18 protein-coding genes are annotated in these 16,860 nt (G+C 71.3%); 7 read left to right on the top strand and 11 right to left on the bottom strand.

Annotated features, from left to right (window positions below; genetic code table 11):
* Positions 1-1,388: 1,388 nt before the first annotated feature.
* The gene (locus tag E7742_RS19330; RefSeq protein ID WP_137800419.1) at positions 1,389-2,318 is read right to left on the bottom strand and encodes an LLM class F420-dependent oxidoreductase; all 930 of its coding nucleotides are present in this window, start codon (positions 2,316-2,318) and stop codon (positions 1,389-1,391) included.
* 368 nt (positions 2,319-2,686) lie between these two features.
* Here E7742_RS19330 and E7742_RS19335 point away from each other — a divergent pair, with 368 nt between their 5' ends.
* The 4 genes from E7742_RS19335 to E7742_RS19350 are packed head-to-tail and all read left to right on the top strand — an operon-like array spanning position 2,687 to position 5,682.
* On the top strand, positions 2,687-3,034 hold the full coding sequence (locus E7742_RS19335) for a rhodanese-like domain-containing protein (protein ID WP_441346865.1): 348 nt from the start codon (positions 2,687-2,689) through the stop codon (positions 3,032-3,034).
* Positions 3,035-3,973 (top strand): DUF4328 domain-containing protein, encoded by a 939-nt coding sequence (locus E7742_RS19340; RefSeq protein ID WP_137800420.1) that lies wholly within the window; start codon positions 3,035-3,037, stop codon positions 3,971-3,973.
* Complete coding sequence (locus E7742_RS19345; RefSeq protein ID WP_137800421.1) at positions 3,970-4,734, top strand: glycerophosphodiester phosphodiesterase; 765 nt, start codon at positions 3,970-3,972, stop codon at positions 4,732-4,734. Before E7742_RS19340 ends, E7742_RS19345 begins: the two co-directional genes overlap by 4 nt.
* 33 nt (positions 4,735-4,767) lie before the next feature.
* Positions 4,768-5,682: a DUF5926 family protein gene (locus tag E7742_RS19350; protein WP_137800422.1), complete on the top strand. Its 915-nt coding sequence runs from the start codon at positions 4,768-4,770 to the stop codon at positions 5,680-5,682.
* 91 nt (positions 5,683-5,773) lie between these two features.
* Here E7742_RS19350 and E7742_RS19355 read toward each other — a convergent pair whose 3' ends face one another.
* The 6 genes from E7742_RS19355 to E7742_RS19380 form a co-directional block, all read right to left on the bottom strand.
* The gene (locus E7742_RS19355; RefSeq protein WP_137800423.1) at positions 5,774-6,322 is read right to left on the bottom strand and encodes a ferritin; all 549 of its coding nucleotides are present in this window, start codon (positions 6,320-6,322) and stop codon (positions 5,774-5,776) included.
* Between the two features lie 148 nt (positions 6,323-6,470).
* On the bottom strand, positions 6,471-7,010 hold the full coding sequence (locus tag E7742_RS19360) for a ferritin (protein WP_137800424.1): 540 nt from the start codon (positions 7,008-7,010) through the stop codon (positions 6,471-6,473).
* 63 nt (positions 7,011-7,073) lie between these two features.
* Complete coding sequence (locus E7742_RS19365) at positions 7,074-8,327, bottom strand: LCP family protein (RefSeq protein ID WP_137801314.1); 1,254 nt, start codon at positions 8,325-8,327, stop codon at positions 7,074-7,076.
* 232 nt (positions 8,328-8,559) lie between these two features.
* Positions 8,560-9,378, bottom strand: a complete 819-nt coding sequence (locus E7742_RS19370) for a CPBP family intramembrane glutamic endopeptidase (RefSeq protein ID WP_137800425.1) — start codon at positions 9,376-9,378, stop codon at positions 8,560-8,562.
* Positions 9,379-9,403: 25 nt separating this feature from the next.
* Positions 9,404-10,582, bottom strand: coding sequence for a serine hydrolase domain-containing protein (locus tag E7742_RS19375; protein WP_254699075.1), 1,179 nt, complete (start codon positions 10,580-10,582; stop codon positions 9,404-9,406).
* A 157-nt stretch (positions 10,583-10,739) separates the two neighbouring features.
* On the bottom strand, positions 10,740-11,504 hold the full coding sequence (locus tag E7742_RS19380) for a DUF2470 domain-containing protein (protein ID WP_137800427.1): 765 nt from the start codon (positions 11,502-11,504) through the stop codon (positions 10,740-10,742).
* A gap of 151 nt (positions 11,505-11,655) precedes the next feature.
* On the opposite strand from E7742_RS19380, the gene E7742_RS19385 reads away from it, so the two are divergent.
* From E7742_RS19385 to E7742_RS19395, 3 genes are read left to right on the top strand one after another with little or no spacing between them, the layout of a single operon-like run.
* A complete protein-coding gene (locus tag E7742_RS19385; RefSeq protein ID WP_175420536.1) occupies positions 11,656-12,375 on the top strand; it encodes a hypothetical protein in 720 nt (239 codons plus the stop codon).
* A 54-nt stretch (positions 12,376-12,429) separates the two neighbouring features.
* Positions 12,430-13,344 carry a prephenate dehydratase gene (gene pheA / locus E7742_RS19390; RefSeq protein WP_137800428.1) on the top strand — a complete coding sequence of 305 codons (915 nt, stop codon included), beginning with the start codon at positions 12,430-12,432 and terminating at the stop codon, positions 13,342-13,344.
* The gene (locus tag E7742_RS19395; protein ID WP_137800429.1) at positions 13,341-14,030 is read left to right on the top strand and encodes a histidine phosphatase family protein; all 690 of its coding nucleotides are present in this window, start codon (positions 13,341-13,343) and stop codon (positions 14,028-14,030) included. The genes pheA and E7742_RS19395 overlap by 4 nt, the downstream gene beginning before the upstream one ends.
* A gap of 4 nt (positions 14,031-14,034) precedes the next feature.
* Here E7742_RS19395 and E7742_RS19400 read toward each other — a convergent pair whose 3' ends face one another.
* The 4 genes from E7742_RS19400 to E7742_RS19415 form a co-directional block, all read right to left on the bottom strand.
* Positions 14,035-14,829, bottom strand: coding sequence for an ESX secretion-associated protein EspG (locus E7742_RS19400; RefSeq protein WP_137800430.1), 795 nt, complete (start codon positions 14,827-14,829; stop codon positions 14,035-14,037).
* Positions 14,826-16,040, bottom strand: a complete 1,215-nt coding sequence (locus tag E7742_RS19405) for a PPE domain-containing protein (RefSeq protein ID WP_137800431.1) — start codon at positions 16,038-16,040, stop codon at positions 14,826-14,828. Before E7742_RS19405 ends, E7742_RS19400 begins: the two co-directional genes overlap by 4 nt.
* 46 nt (positions 16,041-16,086) lie before the next feature.
* Positions 16,087-16,395, bottom strand: coding sequence for a PE domain-containing protein (locus E7742_RS19410; RefSeq protein WP_137800432.1), 309 nt, complete (start codon positions 16,393-16,395; stop codon positions 16,087-16,089).
* A gap of 113 nt (positions 16,396-16,508) precedes the next feature.
* Positions 16,509-16,859: a metallopeptidase family protein gene (locus E7742_RS19415; protein WP_175420537.1), complete on the bottom strand. Its 351-nt coding sequence runs from the start codon at positions 16,857-16,859 to the stop codon at positions 16,509-16,511.
* Position 16,860 lies beyond the last annotated feature (1 nt).

Here is a 16,860-nt window from a genome sequence, read left to right on the forward strand (position 1 = left end):
CGGAACACATCTTTCGGAGGTGAGGGCGTCGGCGCGCGGCGGGTGGGCGTCGACGCGGACTCGAGGACGGCCTCCGTGCCCCACGGACCCGGATCGCGCACCGAGAAAAACTGTCCGGCAAACGAATTGGTCGGATTGGTCCCGAATGGCGGATAATTCCGTGACCGCCTTCCCGGAATTGACCGTATTTCGCGCACCCAAGTTTTCGCGAAATCAATTCCACCTCGGGTTTGCGGATCCAGATGTTAGATTGCTTCCGCCCATATGCATTGGGGGACGCCATCTTTTGGTTGGGCTCTGGCTGGGGTGAAGAAAGGGTGGCGCCGCGGCTCCTTTGTCTCCCTGCGGCTGGGCGAATCTCGATGAAATGCTGCGCACGCCAATCGAGGAGGTCATATACATGCCAGCCCACAGGAAATCGGATACACGCACGCTGAAGATGAAGACCCGCATCATGGTTGCGGCGACGGCGGTCGCCTCCCTCGCTCTCGGCTCACCGGCACTCGGCCTGGCAGCGCCAGGAAGTGCGACGGACAGTCTCGGCGGCAGTTTGGGTAGTGCGACGGACAGTCTCGGGGGCAGTTTGGGTAGTGCGACGGACAGTCTCGGGGGCAGCTTGGGTAGTGCCGGTAGTGACGAGGGCAGCCTGGGAAGTACCGGGTGCGGTGAAGGCAGTCTGGGCAGCGAGGAAGGCAGCTTGGGTAGCGCCGAGGGCAGTCTCGGGAGCGCGGAAGGCAGCCTGGGTAGCGCCGAGGGCAGTCTCGGAAGCGCGGAAGGCAGCCTGGGCAGTGCCGAGGGCAGTCTCGGAAGCGCCGGGTGCGGAAGCCTGGGGAGTGCGGCACTGGGCAGCCTGGGAAGTTCCGGTTCGAGCGGCAGTGCCCTCCTCGGCAGCGCCGGAGTGGGTTCACTCGGTTCGCTCGGTTCGCTCGGCTCTCTGGGGTCCAGTGGCTCCGGTGGTTCCGGAATCCCCGGTGCCCCCGGCGTTCCGGGCCCCGGCGCCCCTGGCCCCGGAGCGCCCGGCCCCGGTGCTCCCGGTCCCGGAGCGCCCGGCCCCGGTGCCCCCGGCCCCGGTGCTCCCGGTCCCGGCGGCGGAATGCAGCCCGCTCCGCCCAGCGGTGGGGGCCAGGTAGGCGTGGTGCCGATGGGTGGCGTCGAGGCCGGCGGTACGGGCGTCTCGGAAGATGCGCCCAACGGATTCCTGGTGGGCGGCGCCTTGTTGCTCGCGGCCGCGGCGGGAGCGACTGCAGTGAGCAGGCATCGCCGTCCGTCGTAGATTTCGCCGGCGGATCGACACAGCCCGTCGGGCCGTTACCGGGGCAGTACGGTAACGGCCCGACGGGCTTTCGCGCTGGGGCCGAACGCCTTTCGCCCGGCCGGCGGGCCGGTACTCACCCGAGCTGGGGCATGACCTCCGACGCGACCAGCTCGAGGTGATCCAGGTCGGCCAGATCGAGGGTCTGCAGGTAGATCCGCTGCGTTCCGGCTTCGCGGTAGCGGCCGATCTTGTCGACCAGTTCCGCGGGGGTGCCGGCCAGGCCGTTCTCGCGAAGCTCGTCCACCTCGCGCCCGATCCGCTCGGCTCGCCGCGCGATCTCCTCCTCGGTGCGGCCGCAGCACAGGACCAGCGCGCTGGAGTAGACGAGTGAGTCCGGATCGCGGTCGACCGCCCGGCACGCCTCCCGGACGCGCCCGAACTGCGCGACGGTGTCCTCGATCGACACGAACGGCAGGTTGAACTCGTCGGCGTACCGCGCGGTCATCGCCGGGGTCCGCTTCTTCCCCATCCCGCCCATCACGATGGGGGGCCGCGGCGACTGCACCGGCTTCGGCAGCGCGGGCGAGTCGCTGACGGGGAAATGCGTGCCCGCGTGGCTGAAGGTCTCACCCACCGGCGTCTCCCACAGCCCGGTGATGACGGCGAGGGACTCCTCGAGGCGATCGAACCGTTCCCCGAGGGACGGGAACGGGATGCCGTAGGCGCGGTGCTCCTCCTCGTACCAGCCGGCACCCAGACCGAGTTCGACGCGTCCGCCGCTCATCGCGTCCACCTGCGCCACCGAGATCGCGAGCGGTCCGGGGTAGCGGAACGTCGCCGACGTCACCAGGGTGCCGAGCCGGATCGTGGAGGTGTCCCGGGCGAGGCCGGCGAGCGTGATCCACGCGTCGGTGGGTCCCGGGAGTCCTTCCACGTTCATGGCCAGGTAGTGGTCGGACCGGAAGAAGGCGTCGTACCCGAACTGTTCGGCGGCCCGCGCCACCGTGAGGAGATCGTCGTACGTGGCACCCTGCTGCGGTTCGGTGAAGATTCTCAGGTCCATGCAGTCCACTGTGCCGCACCCACGAGTGTGACGTGCAGCGGGTGATCGCCCGGGCCGCACCACACGAGGTGCGTACCGCGCAAATCCACACAACCTGTGGATGACGGGAGAACCCGTGGTGCACAGGTGTCAACGAATCATCCGCAGCAGCCGTCTGACCTGTGGATGAATCGCTTGCTGGTTGTTCAGAACTGTGGATGAGCCTGTGGAAACTGTGGATAACTCGGGAAATCAAGTGGTTCGGATCACATTTGAGCTGTCATTCGGACACCATTGCCATCGAGACGTCTCGGTACGGTCACGAACACCGTCGTGGGGTAACACCAGATCGTCTGCCCCGGAACCATGCTCGTGCCAGAATCGGAGGCGTGACGATGCCGCACGTTCCCACCGTCTCCGTGGCGGAGCTTCCGACGGAGCCCACCGGGGCGACCGTGTTGCTGGACGTGCGCGAGGACGATGAGTGGGAGCTCGGACACGCACCGCACGCACAGCACATCCCCGTCGTCGACGTTCCGGCCCGCACCGACGAGATCGACATCGATGCCGAGGTGTACGTCGTGTGCCGCCAGGGAGGCCGGTCGGTCATCGTGGTGGAGTACCTCAACAGCATCGGCTTCGACGCCTACCACGTCGCCGGCGGGATGGTCGCGTGGCAGCAGGCCGGCTTGCCGTTGACCGCCGACGGCGACCCCGGGTCGGCGAAGATCTACTAGATGAGCGTCGTCCAGGTCTGCGCCCGCTGCGGGTCCCGGTGGCCGGTGGCCGCCGCACCCGCGCAGTGGTGCCCGCGCTGCCAGGGCGTACTACTCGCTCCGTTCGACACCGCGCGGCCGGCGGCACCCGCGGGGCGCAACTTCCGCTGGGTCGCCCGCAGTGCGTACCCGCTGCCCGTTCGCCGGCGCAGCTCCGGCGGGGCCGGCCCCACTCCGCGCTACACCCAGGTATCGCGGTGGGGACTGCTCGATCCGCCTCCGCCCGAGCGCGACGAGCGACTAACTCGCACCGAGACGGCGGCCGATCTGGCGCCCACCCTGCTGGCGTGCGCGGCACTCGTATTCGCCCTCGCCGCGGTGTCCGAGGCGTTCCGCTACGGACTGCTGGTGTTCAACCGGAGCCACCTCGTCGACCCGCTGGTGGTCGCTGTATCCGATTCGCTGGTGTGGGCGACGCAGCTGTCGGCGCCGCTGGTGGCGGTGGCCGCCGCCGTCGCGTCCGCGTGCCGCCTGGTGGTGCTGCGCCGCACCGTGTTCGCGGCACGCGGGTTGTCCGACCCGCGCTCGCCGCGCTCGATCGCGGTGGGGGTGCTCGTGCCGGTCGTCAACCTCGCGATGCCCGGTGTCTACCTCACCGAGATCGCCGGGGACGATCACCGCACCCTCGTGACGATCCGTATCTGGTGGGCGACCTGGATCGGCAACGGTGCGCTCGTGGTCGTCGGTGTGCTCTCGCGCAACCGCGACGGCCTCCAGGCCCAGGCGGACGGCGTGCTGTCGGCCGCGGTCACCTCCGCCGTCGCCGCCGCGACTGCGCTGCTCACTCTGCTCGTGGTGCGTCGGTTCGAGGGACGGGATCTGTGGGGACGTCGCCGTCGCGGCGCGCGCTGGATCAACGTGCCCCCGCCCGAAACCGCGGAGAAGGCGGCGGTGGGATGAGTCCGGACAGGCGTGGTCCGCTCGTGGTGGCGCACCGCGGTGCGTCGGGGATCCGGGCCGAGCACACCCTCGCCGCCTACGAGTTGGCGCTCGAGGAGGGCGCCGACGGTCTCGAATGCGACGTCCGGCTCACCCGGGACGGACACCTGGTGTGCGTCCACGATCGTCGCGTGGACCGCACATCCTCCGGCACCGGTGTCGTCAGCGAGATGACGCTCGAGTCGCTGGGGGAACTCGACTACGGCGACGGCCACGAGCCGGCCGGACTGCTGACCCTGTCCCAGCTCATCGAGCTCACCCTGAGCTGGACGTCCCGCCCGACCAAGCTCTTCATCGAGACCAAGCACCCCGTGCGCTACGGCGGACTCGTCGAGAGCAAAGTGCTGGCCGAGCTGTCCCGGTACGGGCTCGCCGCGCCCCCGTCCGCGGATCACTCTCGCGCGGTGGTGATGTCGTTCGCGGCGTCGGCGGTGTGGCGGATCCGCCGGTCGGCACCGTTGCTGCCCACGGTGCTGCTCGGGGACGCGTCGCGCTACCTCGGCGGCGGCGCGGCGACCACCGTCGGCGCCACGGCCGTCGGGCCGTCGATCAGGACACTGCGCGAGCACCCGGAGATCGTCGACAAGGCGGCGGCCGCGGGCCGGGCGACGTACTGCTGGACCGTCGACGACCGCGCGGACGTCGCGCTGTGCAGGGAACTCGGCGTCGACTGGGTCGCCACCAACCATCCGGGACGCACCAAGAAATTGCTGGGCGGCTGAGATACCGCGTCCGTCCGTGTAGGTTTTGCCCTCGTGGGTAAGAAGAGCAAGAGAAACAGTGGCCCCAAGCCGGACAGCAACCGCGCCGCGAAGCTCGAGCAGCGCCGTCTCGAGCGCGAGGCGGAGGTCGCCGCGCCGACCCGCCCGTTCGAGGGACTGGCCGCCGAGTGCGATCTGGTCGCCCTGCGGGAGTTCGTGCCGTCCGCGCTCGTCGAACTGCCGGTCCGCGACGCCGACAAGCCGGTGACCGCAGCCACCGTCCTGCCGGGCGCGGTCGCGGCGCTAGTCCGCGACGAGTCCGGTGCCGCCGGCCGCTACGTGGGACTGCAGGTGCAGGCCCACACCGCCGACCCCGGTGCCGACCTCGGCGCCGCGGTGAGCTGGGCACAGGCCGCCGAACCCGGCAGCTCGCTCGCGTTCGCCGATCCTGGCTCCGAGGGCCCGCGCCTGGCCGACGTCCTCGTCGCCGACGCGCTGCCCAAGATCACCGTGCACCAGAATTTCGACTGGTGGATCCCCGAGGGCGTCGAGCCGACCGCGGACGTGGCCGCGACGGTGCAGCAGGCCAACATGGCGATCATGCCGTCCGCCCGAGTGGAGGCGGACGGTGTCGTCGCCGCATGGTGGGTCGACGCCGGTGAGCGCGCCCACCTGCGGTGGGTCCGTCCGGAGGACGAGGACACGCTGATGCTCGCGCTCGCGCGCGTGCACGCCGCCGGTGGCCTGCACCTGGGCGAAGGCTCCCGGTTCGCCGGATCCTTCCGCACCCACGGGCTGCTCGTGCCGGTCTTCGATCTGGACCGCGAGAAGCATCCCGACGAGTGGGCCGGCCCCACCGCGGAGCTGGGCAAGCGCCTCGCGGATGCACTCGCCGTGGATGCGCCGCTCACCGGCGCCGAGGTCCGGGCCCGCGACGGCCTGCGTGGACGCCAGGTCACGCTGCGCTGAGCGGCTGACGGCCGACTCCCGTACGAGCTGAAGGGTCCCTTCATACGCGCGCAGCGCACGAAGGGACCCTTCAGCTGTGTCGGGGGTGCGCCTAGATCTTCCCGCCGGCGACCGGCGGTGCTCCGGAAGCGTCGTCGACACTCGTCATCTCGCGGGCCACGAAGTCCTCGAGGTCGAAGAGATTGGAGCCGGCGCGGTCGGCGATGGTGAGCAGCGTCGTCATGCGGGCCACCTCCTCGACCTGTTCCTTGAGGAACCACTGCATGAACTGCTCACCCAGGTAGTCGCCGTCGTCACGGGCGGTGCGGGCGAGCTGGACGATCTGCTCGGTGACGGCCTTCTCCTGGGCGAGCGCCAGCGCGATCGGCTCCCGGGCCCCCTCGAAGTGGCTCTTCGCCGGGTCGACGCCGGTGAGTTCGACGGCGATGTCGCGATCCAGGAAGTACTGGATGATCATCATCGCGTGATTGCGCTCGTCGTTGGCCTGCTTGTAGAAGTACTTGGCCAGTTGCGGGAGATCCGCATTGTCGAAATGCACCGCGGTCGCGAGGTACTGATGCGACGAGGTGAATTCGTTTCGAATCTGGTCGTGGAGAAGTGCGTGGAATTTCGTCCGATGCGAATCGTCTGGTGCACTCATGCGACCAAAGATATCGCTGATCAGGACGAACTGTCATCCAAGTGCAACCTAAATGAGGGTAGTATCGCCTCATTTAGGTCGGACTCATTTAGGTGTGGCTTTCCGAATGGTGCCATTCGTCCCGTTATTCCCGAGACGATGGGTTCGCTCAGGCGCCGGCGATTCGCGGCGCGGTGGAATCGGCGGTCACGGCGGAACTCATCTCGCGCGCCACGAAGTCCTCGACGTTGAACAGATTGTCGCCCGCGCGATCGACGATGGTCAGCAGCGTGGTCATGCTGGCCACCTCTTCGATTTGCTCCTTGAGGAACCACTGCATGAACTGTTCGCCCAGGTAGTCGCCGGTGTCGCGGGCCGTACGGGCGAGTCGGGTGATCTGGTCGGTGACGTTCTTCTCCTGGGCGACGGCCAGCGCGACCGGCTCGCGGACCGACGCGAAATCGGTCACCACCTCGTCGATTCCCGGCACCGCGATCGGCAGGTCGTTGTCGAGCAGGTACTGAATCATCATCATCGCGTGGTCGCGTTCCTCGGCGGCCTGCCGGTAGAAGCGGCCGGCGAGCTGCGGAAGATCCTGCGAATCGAAGTAGACGGCGACGGCGACGTACTGCTGCGATGCCGTGAATTCGTTACGGATCTGGGCCTGCAGAAGTTGGTGGAACTCGCTCGTGTGTGCCGCTTCAGTCATGAACGAAACCCTACCGCCCGTATTGCCGCGACCGTGTCGGCAAAGTCCGCACAGCGACGAGCGTCACGGTGCGCCGGTCACCAGGCTCTGCGGCACCGGACGATCATTTGCGAGTGCACCGAAGAATTCGGACGCCTTTTCCCGATCCCACAACAGAACGTCACCCCACCCGTCGACGACGTCGAATCCACCGACCGGAACCGTGGTGGTGATCATCTTGCCGCGCAGCGCCCAGGCCAGGCCCGCGAGATTCCACAGGTGGTCGCCGTCGTCCACCTGCAGTGAGCCGGCCGTCTTCGACAGCGTCGGCCACAGGCGCAGCGGATTGATCAGGGTCGTCGGCGACGTGGCCTTCTTCAGCAGGGCACTCATGAACGCGCGCTGGTTGTTCATCCGATCCAGATCGGCCAGCGCGGTGGCGCGACTGCGGACGAAACCGAGCGCCTGCGGGCCGTCGAGGTTCTGGCAGCCCTCCTGCAGGTCGATCCCCGCGAGGGGATCGTCGATCGGGTAGGGGACGCACATGTTCACGCCCCCGAGCGCGTCGACGATGCCGGCGAAACCGCCGAAGCCGATCTCCGCGTAGTGATCGATGCGCAGGCCGGTCGCCTCCTCCACCGTCTGTACCAGCAGCTGTTCGCCGTCTTCCTGCGCGAAGGCCGCGTTGATCTTCCCGCGCCCCATCCCGGGGATGTTCACGTACGAGTCGCGGGGAATCGACACCATCGTCGTGGCGCCGCTCTTGGGAACGTGGATCAGGATGATGGTGTCGGTGCGCTTGCCCTCGATGTCGCCGCCCGCCGCGAGAGCGCGGTCCTGGTCGGCGGAGAGCCCGGCCCGGCTGTCCGAGCCGACCAGCAGCCAATTGGTGCCCGGGGTGTCGGCGAGGCGTCCGGGGTAGTCCGCGAGCGCGTCGATGCGGTTCAGTCTGGTGTCGAGAAGGACCAGGCCGCCGATCGACGCCACCAGCAGCACGACCAGGGTGAGCGCGATGCGCCGCAGCCACCCGCCGCGCCCTCGTCGGGGCCGGCGTTGCTTCGGCGGCCCACCCGGGGTCGCGGGTGGGCGTGGCGGCTGCGGGTTGCGCGGCGACGGCCGGAGGTCCCGCGGCGGCGCCGGGGGGATCCGGCGCGGCTCGGCGTACGGACGCGGCTGCTGGGTGGGCGCGTACCCGCCGGCCGGCGCCTGCTCGCGTGACGGCGTCTGCTCACGGGCCGGTGCCTGCGACCAGGCCTGCGGTTCGGGTGCCTGCGACCAGGCGCGCGCCGGCGGCGGGGCGTGATCGGCTCCGGGGCCCGGACGGCCGTCGCGGCGGATGACCTGCGTGCCCTCGGGATTGTGTGGGGGCCGCTGCGGAGGCGGCCCGCCGCGTCGCGGCGGCGGGACGTTGCGCGGCGGCTGGACGTTGCGCGGCGGCTGGACGTTGCGCGGCGGCTGGACGTTGCGCGGCTGCTGGGGCCGGCCGCGGTGCGGCGGGCCCGGCTGACGTCTGTCGGGGGTCTCGCCGTTCACGATTTTCGAGAATACGCACGATCCCGGCGGATACGGGTCACGGCAGCCACGACAGGTGCCCGCGCAGCAGCGCATATCCGACGAATGCGACCGCGTCGATGAGGGCGTGCGCGATCACGAGCGGCCACAGCTTGCCGGTCCGCTGCCAGTACCGGCCGAAGATCAGCCCCATGAGGATGTTCCCGAGTCCGCCGCCGAGCCCCTGGTAGAGGTGGTAGCTGCCGCGCAGCAGCGCCGATGCCAGCAGCGACGAGTTCTCGCTCCAGCCCAGCCGGCGCAGCCGCGAGATCAGGTACGCGACCACCAGGATCTCCTCGGCGGCCGAGTTGGCGATCGCCCACAGCACCAGCACCGGCAGCCGCCACCAGTGGTCGTCGATGGTGCTGGGCATCACCGTGAGGTTCATGTCGAGCGCGACGGCGGCGAGGTAGAACACCAGCCCGGGCAGGCCGATGAGGGCGGCGAGCCCCACGCCGGCGAGCGTGCCGTCGCGCACCTGGCGGGCTCCGAGGCCGATCCGCCGCGGACCGAGGCCGCTGCGCCACAGCAGGTACAGCCCCAGAGCCGCCCATGCCGCGAGTTTGACGACACCGAGCAGCTGCCGGGCCAGGTCGATGAACGACTGCGTCGAGCGGGACGGATTGAGCGCGACGGCCTGCTCGGACAGCCCGCCGGGCTGGAGCACCGACTCGAGGAGCGACAACGCGCTGTACACGCCGTTGAGACCGAAGGTGACCAGCAGGACGATGGTGATCTCGAACCACAGGGCGCGCCGCTCCCGCGCGTCGGGCGGCGGGTCAGGTTGCGGCGGCGTGCCCGGCCGGAGCCACGAGTCGACGGTGGTGCGGGTGATCACCCCGCCGACGCTAGACGCAAACGGCTCACAGGTGGTGCGCGAGGGACTCGGCCTTGGCGCCGAGATTGGGCAGCCGCAGGTCGGCGAACGGGGTGAAGGCGTTGCCCAGCCGGTTGGTCACGAACGCTACCGAGAGCCCGGAGTCCGGGTCCGCGAAAGCCCCGGAGCCGCCGACGCCGTAGTGCCCGAAGGCCCCGGAGTACTGGGTGCGGGTGGCGACGAGGGCCGCGTGGTAGCCCAGGCGCCAGTTCATCCGCAGGCCCAGCACGTAATCGCGGGCACCGGTCTGTACCTCGCCGACCTGGGCGACCGTGTCGGGTTCGAGGAAGCGGATGCCGTCGACGACGCCACCGTTGGCGAACGCCGCGTACATGCGGGCGAGCGCGCGGGCGCTGAACACCCCGTTCCATCCGGGCATCACGTAGTCGTGGATCGACGGATCACGCACGAGCATGTCGAACCCCTCCGGCATGCCCGCGTCGGCGATGTTCTTGATCCGCGGGACCAGACCCATGGCCGCCGACGTCAGCCCCCACGGGATCCCGAACGGGTTGATGTGCGGGAACACCTTCGCGATCCGCTGCTTCTCGGACTCCGGGACCTGGAACCAGAATGCAGGCAGCCGCAGCGGCTCGGCGATCTCGGTGCGGACCAGCTCGGTGAACGACTTGCCGCTCACCTTCTCTGCCAGCTCGGCGACGAGCGTGCCGTACGTGACCGCGTGATAGCCGGGCATCCGGGTGCGTCGCGGATCCGGTGGCGCCGCGGCGAGGGCGGCGGCCACCCGCTCGTGATCGAGCAGCGCCAGGCGACCCGGAACCAACCCGCGGATCCGGTGCAGACCGGCGCGATGGCTCAACAGCTCACGGACGGTGATCGAACCTTTACCGGCCGCCTCGAACTCCGGCCAGTACGTGGCGACCGGGGTGTCGTAGTCGAGCAGCCCGCGCTGCGCGAGCCGGTGCAGCACCGTGCTGGCGACGCCCTTGCCGGTGGAGAACGACAACGTCATGGTGTCGGAGGCCCACTTGCGGGTGGGCGATGCCCAGCCCGCCCAGACGTCGAGTACCGGCTTCCCGTACAGGTAGACGGCGAGAGCGCCGCCGCCGTCGCGGGTACTGCGGAAGAGGTGGAAGAACTGGGTGGCGAGCGTCTCGAACCGCGGGTCGACGAGCATCGTCGCGGGTGGTCGGTACTCCGACATGCGACGTGAGGTCCCGCTCGGGGCACGCCGCGGCGTTGCGGCAGTCATGGCGAGCGCACTTCCGATGTTCGTTCGAGATCACCGTGTGCGATCCCGGTCTCATCTGTGGAACACCGCGGCGACGGCGCTCATTCCGGAGGCGACGGGCAGGCGGCGGTCAGCGGCGGGCGCGCATGCCGTTGACGAACGGGCAACCGACCAGGATGCGCAGCGCCCGGCTGAGGCCGAGGGCGTCGGCGACGGGCTCGGCGAAGTCCATCCGCACGTCCCGGTCGCCGTCCTCGGCCTCGATCCGCAGGCGGACACCGTACCGGTCGATGCCGAGCGGGCGGATGCGCCCGGTCCGCAGCGACGACGGCAGGCGACGGGCGAGCATCTCCACCAGATCGGAGTGGTCCTCTTCGAGGTGCTGCAGCCAGTCCGTCTCGACGTCCCGGAAGGGGTCCGGCTCGGCGGCGAGCAGGTCCGCGACCGCGACCGCTTCGGCACCGCTGCTGTCGGCGACGACGGCGGACTCGAGCCGCAAGCGCAGCAGCGTCGCCCCGTGTCCGACGTCGAGGAGTGCGGGATGCGGGTTCTCGGCCGCGACAAGGTCGGCGAGACGCCGCTCGCCGAGTCCGGAGACCGCGGTGAGCGTGCCGCGCAGCCACACCAGCGACCGGACCGGCTCGCGCAGGTCGAGGGGTGCGAAGTCGGTGAGTTCGAGGACGGCGGGCAACCCGCCCGGTCCGGCCTGCCAGGCGAGTGCGGCGGCGACGCAGTCCGTCGGGGCGGCGACGACCGCGGTGCCGTCGGCGCACAGGTGGTGCATCGACGTGACCGCGGGATCGCTGCCGGCGACCGCGAGCACGGCGTCGGCGGCGCGGGCACTCGCGCTCCGCATGCGTTCGGCGGTGGACGGTCCGAGAGTGGTGCGGGTCATGGCGGGTTCCTTCGGGACGGGACGCGATACCGAACCTGCGTCGAACTGAGGTAAACCTAAGCTAATTCCTGACGTCGTCGTGGGCAACCCCTCCGAGCGCCCCTCCGAGCGCGAGGAGCGCCGTCGTCCGGTTCCGGGCTAACGTGGTGGCGTGTCGCTCCCTGTTTCGTTGTCGATGCCGACTCTTCCCGTGACCCGCGGTGGGGCAGCCCAGCCGCTGGTCGAGGGGCTGCTGTTGCAGCGGCGCGAATCCGCCGCCCCCCTCGCCGGACGCGACACCGCCGCCGCCGGCCCCCAGATCGTCGCGGCGTCGCGGCTGATCGGCGCGGCCGGCACCGACGTCGACGCCGGTGCCGTCGTCGTCGACCTCGACATCGATCCCGATGACCTCGCGGGCGCGATCGAGCACCGCCCGGTCCGGTTCCACGTGCACGTCACCGCCGAGCAGGTCGACGACGCGGTGAGCCTGCGGTTGCCGGCGCCGGTCGCGGTGTTCGTCACGCCCGCGGCCGACCACCCCGCCGGTCTCGCCGAGGCCGCGCAGACCCTGTCCGTCGCCGGGCACTGTCCCGGCCTGGTCGCGGGCGTCCCGGCCGACGCGGTCGCCGACTTCCTCGCGGTCCTCGCCCACACGTCGGTCGGCTTCGTCGCCCAGGCGCGGGACGGGGCCGAGGTGCTCGCGCTGCTCGCCGGCACCGTCGCGGCGCTGCGCGGCGACGACGTCCGGGCGGCGCTGGCGCATCCGGACACCGCCGCGCTCGCGGCGCTCAACCCGGATGCCGCGGAGGCGGTGCGCGGGGTGCTGCTGGGCATCGAGGTCGAGTCCCCCGAGCAGGTGGAGCAGGTCCTGGCCGACGCCGGACTGCTGTAGCGGGCCGGGCCCGATCGGCGGGGGCACGGTCGCCGATTGCGTAATCTCGTAGGCGTGCCTCGTATCGCGTACTTCGGTCCCACCGGGACCTTCACGGAGATGGCCCTCGCCCAGCTCGAGGCGGCCGGCACGTTCGACGGCGTCGTCGAGCGGGTGGCCGCGCCCAGTCAGGCGGCCGCGCTGGAACTGATCCGCAGCGGCGACGTCGACGGTGCCGTGGTGCCGATCGAAAGTTCGGTCGAGGGATCCATCCGCCCCACCATGGACGCGCTCGCGCTCGGCGACCGGCTGCAGATCATGGCCGAGACCGAGCTCGAGGTCGCGTTCTCGATCGTCGGACGCCCCGGCGTGCGTCTCGAGGACGTCCGGACCGTGCGGGCCTACCCGGTCGCGACCGCGCAGGTGCAGGGCTGGCTCGGCCGGTACCTCCCCGACGCCCGTGTCGAACCCGCGTCGTCGAACGCCGGGGCGGCGGAGGACGTCGCCGCCGGCCTCGCCGACGCCGGGGTGTCCACCGCGCTGGCGGGGGAGCGGCTCGGACTCGTGGCGCTCGCGTCCGGTGTCGCCGACTACGACGGCGCCCGCACCCGCTTCGTACTGGTCACCCCGCCGGGGCCGGCACCCGCCCGGACCGGCAACGACCGCACCAGCGTCGTGCTGCACCTCGACAACGTGCCCGGCTCGCTGGTTCGCGCGATGACGGAGTTCGCGACCCGCGGCATCGATCTCACTCGCATCGAATCCCGGCCCACGCGTAAGGAATTCGGCACCTATCTGTTCCATCTCGACTGTGTCGGGCACATCGACGACGGCTTGGTCGCGGAGGCGCTCAAGGCGCTGCACCGGTTCAGCGACGTCCGCTTCCTCGGATCGTGGCCGTCGGCGGTCCCGGGCGGGGGCGCGCCGATGCCCGACGCCGAGGACACCGCATGGCTCGACCGCCTGCGTCGCGGAGAGGAGAACGCGTGAGCGGCAGGCTCATCCTGGTTCGACACGGACAGACCGAGGCCAACGTCGAACGGCGGCTCGACACCCGGCTGCCCGGTGCCCGGCTCACCGAACTGGGCAGGACGCAGGCGCGGACCTTGGGGGAACGGCTCGCGCCGCAACCCCCGGCGGCGCTGGTGTCGTCGCAGGCGTTGCGCGCCCGGGAGACGGCGGGTTTCGTCGAGACGGCGTCGGGGCTCACGCTGCAGGTGCGTGAGGGTCTGCACGAGGCGCAGGCCGGTGAACTCGAGGACCGCTCGGACGTCGAATCGCACAAGATGTTCGCGAAGGTGTTCCACACGTGGCACGCGGGCGACCTGTCGGCACGTATGCCGGGCGGCGAGTCCGGTCTCGACATCATCGAACGCTATGTGCCGGTGGTGGATTCGCTGCGCGCCGAATACCTCGACGGCGGTGCCGGGGGCGACGTCGTGGTGGTGAGCCACGGTGCGGCCATCCGCCTGGTGGGTGCGTACCTGGCCGGGGTGCCGGGTGCGTTCGCGGCCGATCGTCATCTGGAGAACACTTCCGCCGTCGAACTGGTGCCGACCGACACCGGCTGGCGGTGTGTCCGCTGGGGCACGTTCGCGCCGCCGTTCGAGGCCACACCGCAGCGGCCGTGGTTCGAGGCCGAGGCGACCGAGGCCACCGACGACCCGATGGGCTGAGCGCTCAGGTCAGCTGCGCCAGCAGATCGTCGAGCGCCCGGTGCAGCCGTCCCGGCGTGCCCGGGCTGAGCGACGTCCACCGGACGCCGTCGGTGGCGATGCTGGTGGTGCCCACGACGCGTCCGTCCGGGGTGTCGAACACCGTCACCGGCCCGTGCGGGTGCGGTGCCGGGCCGCCCGCGTGCGCGAACCCCACGACCTCGGTGAGCCGGGTACATCCCGCGACCGCTGGTCCGACGACCGCGGCCTCGGCGTCCGGGACCCCGAGCGCGGTCAGGCCCGCGGCCGCGGCGGCGGGATCGCTCAGCCGGTGGAGCGCGGCGCCCAGGGCGGTGGTGGGGCAGTTCACGACACCGAACGGCAACGGATGGCCGTCGCCGAGCGCCTGCGCCAGCGGGCCCACGCGGTCGGGTCCGAGGGCACGGATCGTGACCGTGTCGCCGCTGCGCAGCGCCAGCACCGCCCTACCGTCGGCGCCGGCCAGGCAGGCGCGGTGCACGGCGCCGTCGACGTAGCGTCGCGCGGCGAGCTCGACGTCCGGGCGGGCGAGCACACGCAGGGCCCGCGCGAGCTCGGCGTCCACCGCGACACCGTCGACCCGGCCCGCGGCGGTGAGCGTCCCGTGGGCGCCGCGGAACACTGCGTCCCGGGCGGGCAGCGAATCGAACCGCGGCCGGGCGTCCAGCACCACCGGCAGCACGTCGATGTCGAGCAGGTGGACCAGCAGGTCGATCTCGTCGAGGTGCAGTGTCGTCGGCGGCAGCGTCCCGGCGACCGGTTCGATCCCCAAGTCGATCACCGTCCGTCCTCGGGCAGGTCGGCGCCGATCACCGACGGGATCACCGTGCGGCCGTCCGCGAAGTGCTCGAAGCTGCGCAGGTAGCCGGGGCCGGATCGCACCGCCTCCTTCGAGTCGAGGGTCGCGCGGTGGGCGCCCACCGGGGCCCCGGCCGCGGGGGTGGCGCCGCGGTTCACGGCCGCCGCGTCGGGGCCGGCCGGGTCCGCAGTCACCGGAGCCTGCGGCGGTGCGCCGACGCCGCTGCCGTGCCGTGCCGCCGCGTCGAGCCGGCCGGCCTGCGCCCAACCGTCGGGGACGGCGCCGCCGCCGGTGACGCCCGCGGCCCGCGCCGCGACGGTGCCGGACGTGCCCGTCCCGGCGGCCCCGGAAAGTCCCGCGGCGGCCCGAGAGCCGGCACCCGATCCGCGCGAATCCGGATGTGCGGAGATCGCCGCCGGGGCCCCGGCGCCCACCCCGCCGAGCACCGCACCGCCCAGGTTGGCGGCCGCCGAGGCCGCGCCGGAAACGGTGCTTGCGACCGTGCCGGCCTGCGAGGCAGCGGCCGCGACGGCCGGGTTCTGTGCAAACGCGGTGGCTGCGGCGGCAACGGTCCCGACCGGATCGGCGCGGAAGTCGTTCTCGAGTGTGCGACGGGTGACGTCGCCGGGGTCGCCCGCGGGCCCCGACGTCGCCCCGCTGGTGAGCGGTGGCGGCGGCGGGAACGCGTCCGGGGTGGTGACGATGCTCGACGCCGCCTCGTACGCCTCCATCACCAGTCCGGCGCGGATGTCCATCGCCCGATCCGCGGCCTCCGCGGCGGCGGCCGAACCGTTGAGGACCCCGCCGGTGGTGTACGCCGCGGTCTTGGCGGTCTTCACCGTCGTGATCTCCGGCAGGCTCGGCATGGTCAGGGCCGCGGTGGTGTACGCGCCGGCCTCGGTGGACGCCTTGCCCGCGGTCTCGGCGGCGAGCGCCGCCGTCTGTTGCGCCCACGCAGTGAACGGGGCGAGCCGGGCGAGGGCGGCGTCGGCCGCGGCGCCTTCCCAGCTCGCACGCAGTTCGTCCATGACCCGGACCAGGGTGGCGTGCGCGTCCGTGAACGCCTCGGCGACCGCGGTCCATGCGGGACTCGCCGCGCTGAGCGGCACCGGTCCGGCGCCGGCGGTGAGGGTGGTCGAGTTGACGGTCGCCCCGCGCGGCATCCAGACGACGCCGGTGACACCGATGGTCATGATGTGTTCCCCTCCGGTTCGATCGAGCGGTATCGGTGCGGCCGCGTCACATGCCCGCGACGAGCGAGGCACCCAGGGTGTGGTCCTCGTCGCGGTAGGCGGCCGCCTGGGCGCGCAGCGTCGCCGCCGCGGCGATCAGTTCCTCGATGCAGCGGTCCGCGGCGGTGCCCAGGCCGCCCGCCAACCGGTTGAAATAGCCCGCCGCCAGCACCGAGACCTCCTCGGCGCCCGCGGGCGCGACGTTCAGCGCGGGCGCCGCGACGGCGATGGTGGTCCGCAGCCGGGCCGCGAGGGCGTCGAGTTCGGCGGCGGCGGTCGAGAGGACGTCGGGGTCGACGAACACGTGATCCGACATGGCGGTGGACTCCTCGGGTCGACGGCAACCGGGCGGCGGAGGTTTGTTCCTCGATTGCTTGGACGCCGCGGCGGGCGGGTCGGTTCCACCCGGGGCCGACGAAATTCGGCGGGTCAGCCCCAGCCGAGTTCGTGCAGGCGGTCCTCGTCGATCCCGAAGTAGTGCGCCACCTCGTGGATCACGGTGACCATCACCTCGTGCACCACGTCCTCCTCGGTGTGGCACACGTCGAGGATCGCGTCGCGGTAGATCGTGATGGTGTCGGGCAGGGCGCCGCCGTAGTGACTGTCGCGTTCGGTGAGCGCGATGCCCTGGTACAGCCCCAGCAGGGACGGCTCCTCGTCGTTGCGGGGCTCGACCAGCACCACGACGTTGTCGATCGCCGCGGCCAGCCGGGGCGGGATGAGGTCGAGCGCCTCCGAGACCAGCTCCTCGAAACGGGCGGCCGTCATGGTCACCGGCACG

The sequence above is a fragment of the Rhodococcus sp. SGAir0479 genome, assembly GCF_005484805.1.
Classification (GTDB): Bacteria; Actinomycetota; Actinomycetes; order Mycobacteriales; family Mycobacteriaceae; genus Prescottella.

Excerpts from the sequence above, each read along its gene's own strand:
- E7742_RS19330 (WP_137800419.1), bottom strand. The coding sequence starts at position 2,318 with ATGGACCTGAGAATCTTCACCGAACCGCAGCAGGGTGCCACGTACGAC.
- E7742_RS19340 (WP_137800420.1), top strand. The coding sequence starts at position 3,035 with ATGAGCGTCGTCCAGGTCTGCGCCCGCTGCGGGTCCCGGTGGCCGGTG.
- E7742_RS19345 (WP_137800421.1), top strand. The coding sequence starts at position 3,970 with ATGAGTCCGGACAGGCGTGGTCCGCTCGTGGTGGCGCACCGCGGTGCG.
- E7742_RS19355 (WP_137800423.1), bottom strand. The coding sequence starts at position 6,322 with ATGAGTGCACCAGACGATTCGCATCGGACGAAATTCCACGCACTTCTC.
- E7742_RS19360 (WP_137800424.1), bottom strand. The coding sequence starts at position 7,010 with ATGACTGAAGCGGCACACACGAGCGAGTTCCACCAACTTCTGCAGGCC.
- E7742_RS19375 (WP_254699075.1), bottom strand. The coding sequence starts at position 10,582 with ATGTCGGAGTACCGACCACCCGCGACGATGCTCGTCGACCCGCGGTTC.
- E7742_RS19380 (WP_137800427.1), bottom strand. The coding sequence starts at position 11,504 with ATGACCCGCACCACTCTCGGACCGTCCACCGCCGAACGCATGCGGAGC.
- E7742_RS19405 (WP_137800431.1), bottom strand. The coding sequence starts at position 16,040 with ATGACCATCGGTGTCACCGGCGTCGTCTGGATGCCGCGCGGGGCGACC.
- E7742_RS19410 (WP_137800432.1), bottom strand. The coding sequence starts at position 16,395 with ATGTCGGATCACGTGTTCGTCGACCCCGACGTCCTCTCGACCGCCGCC.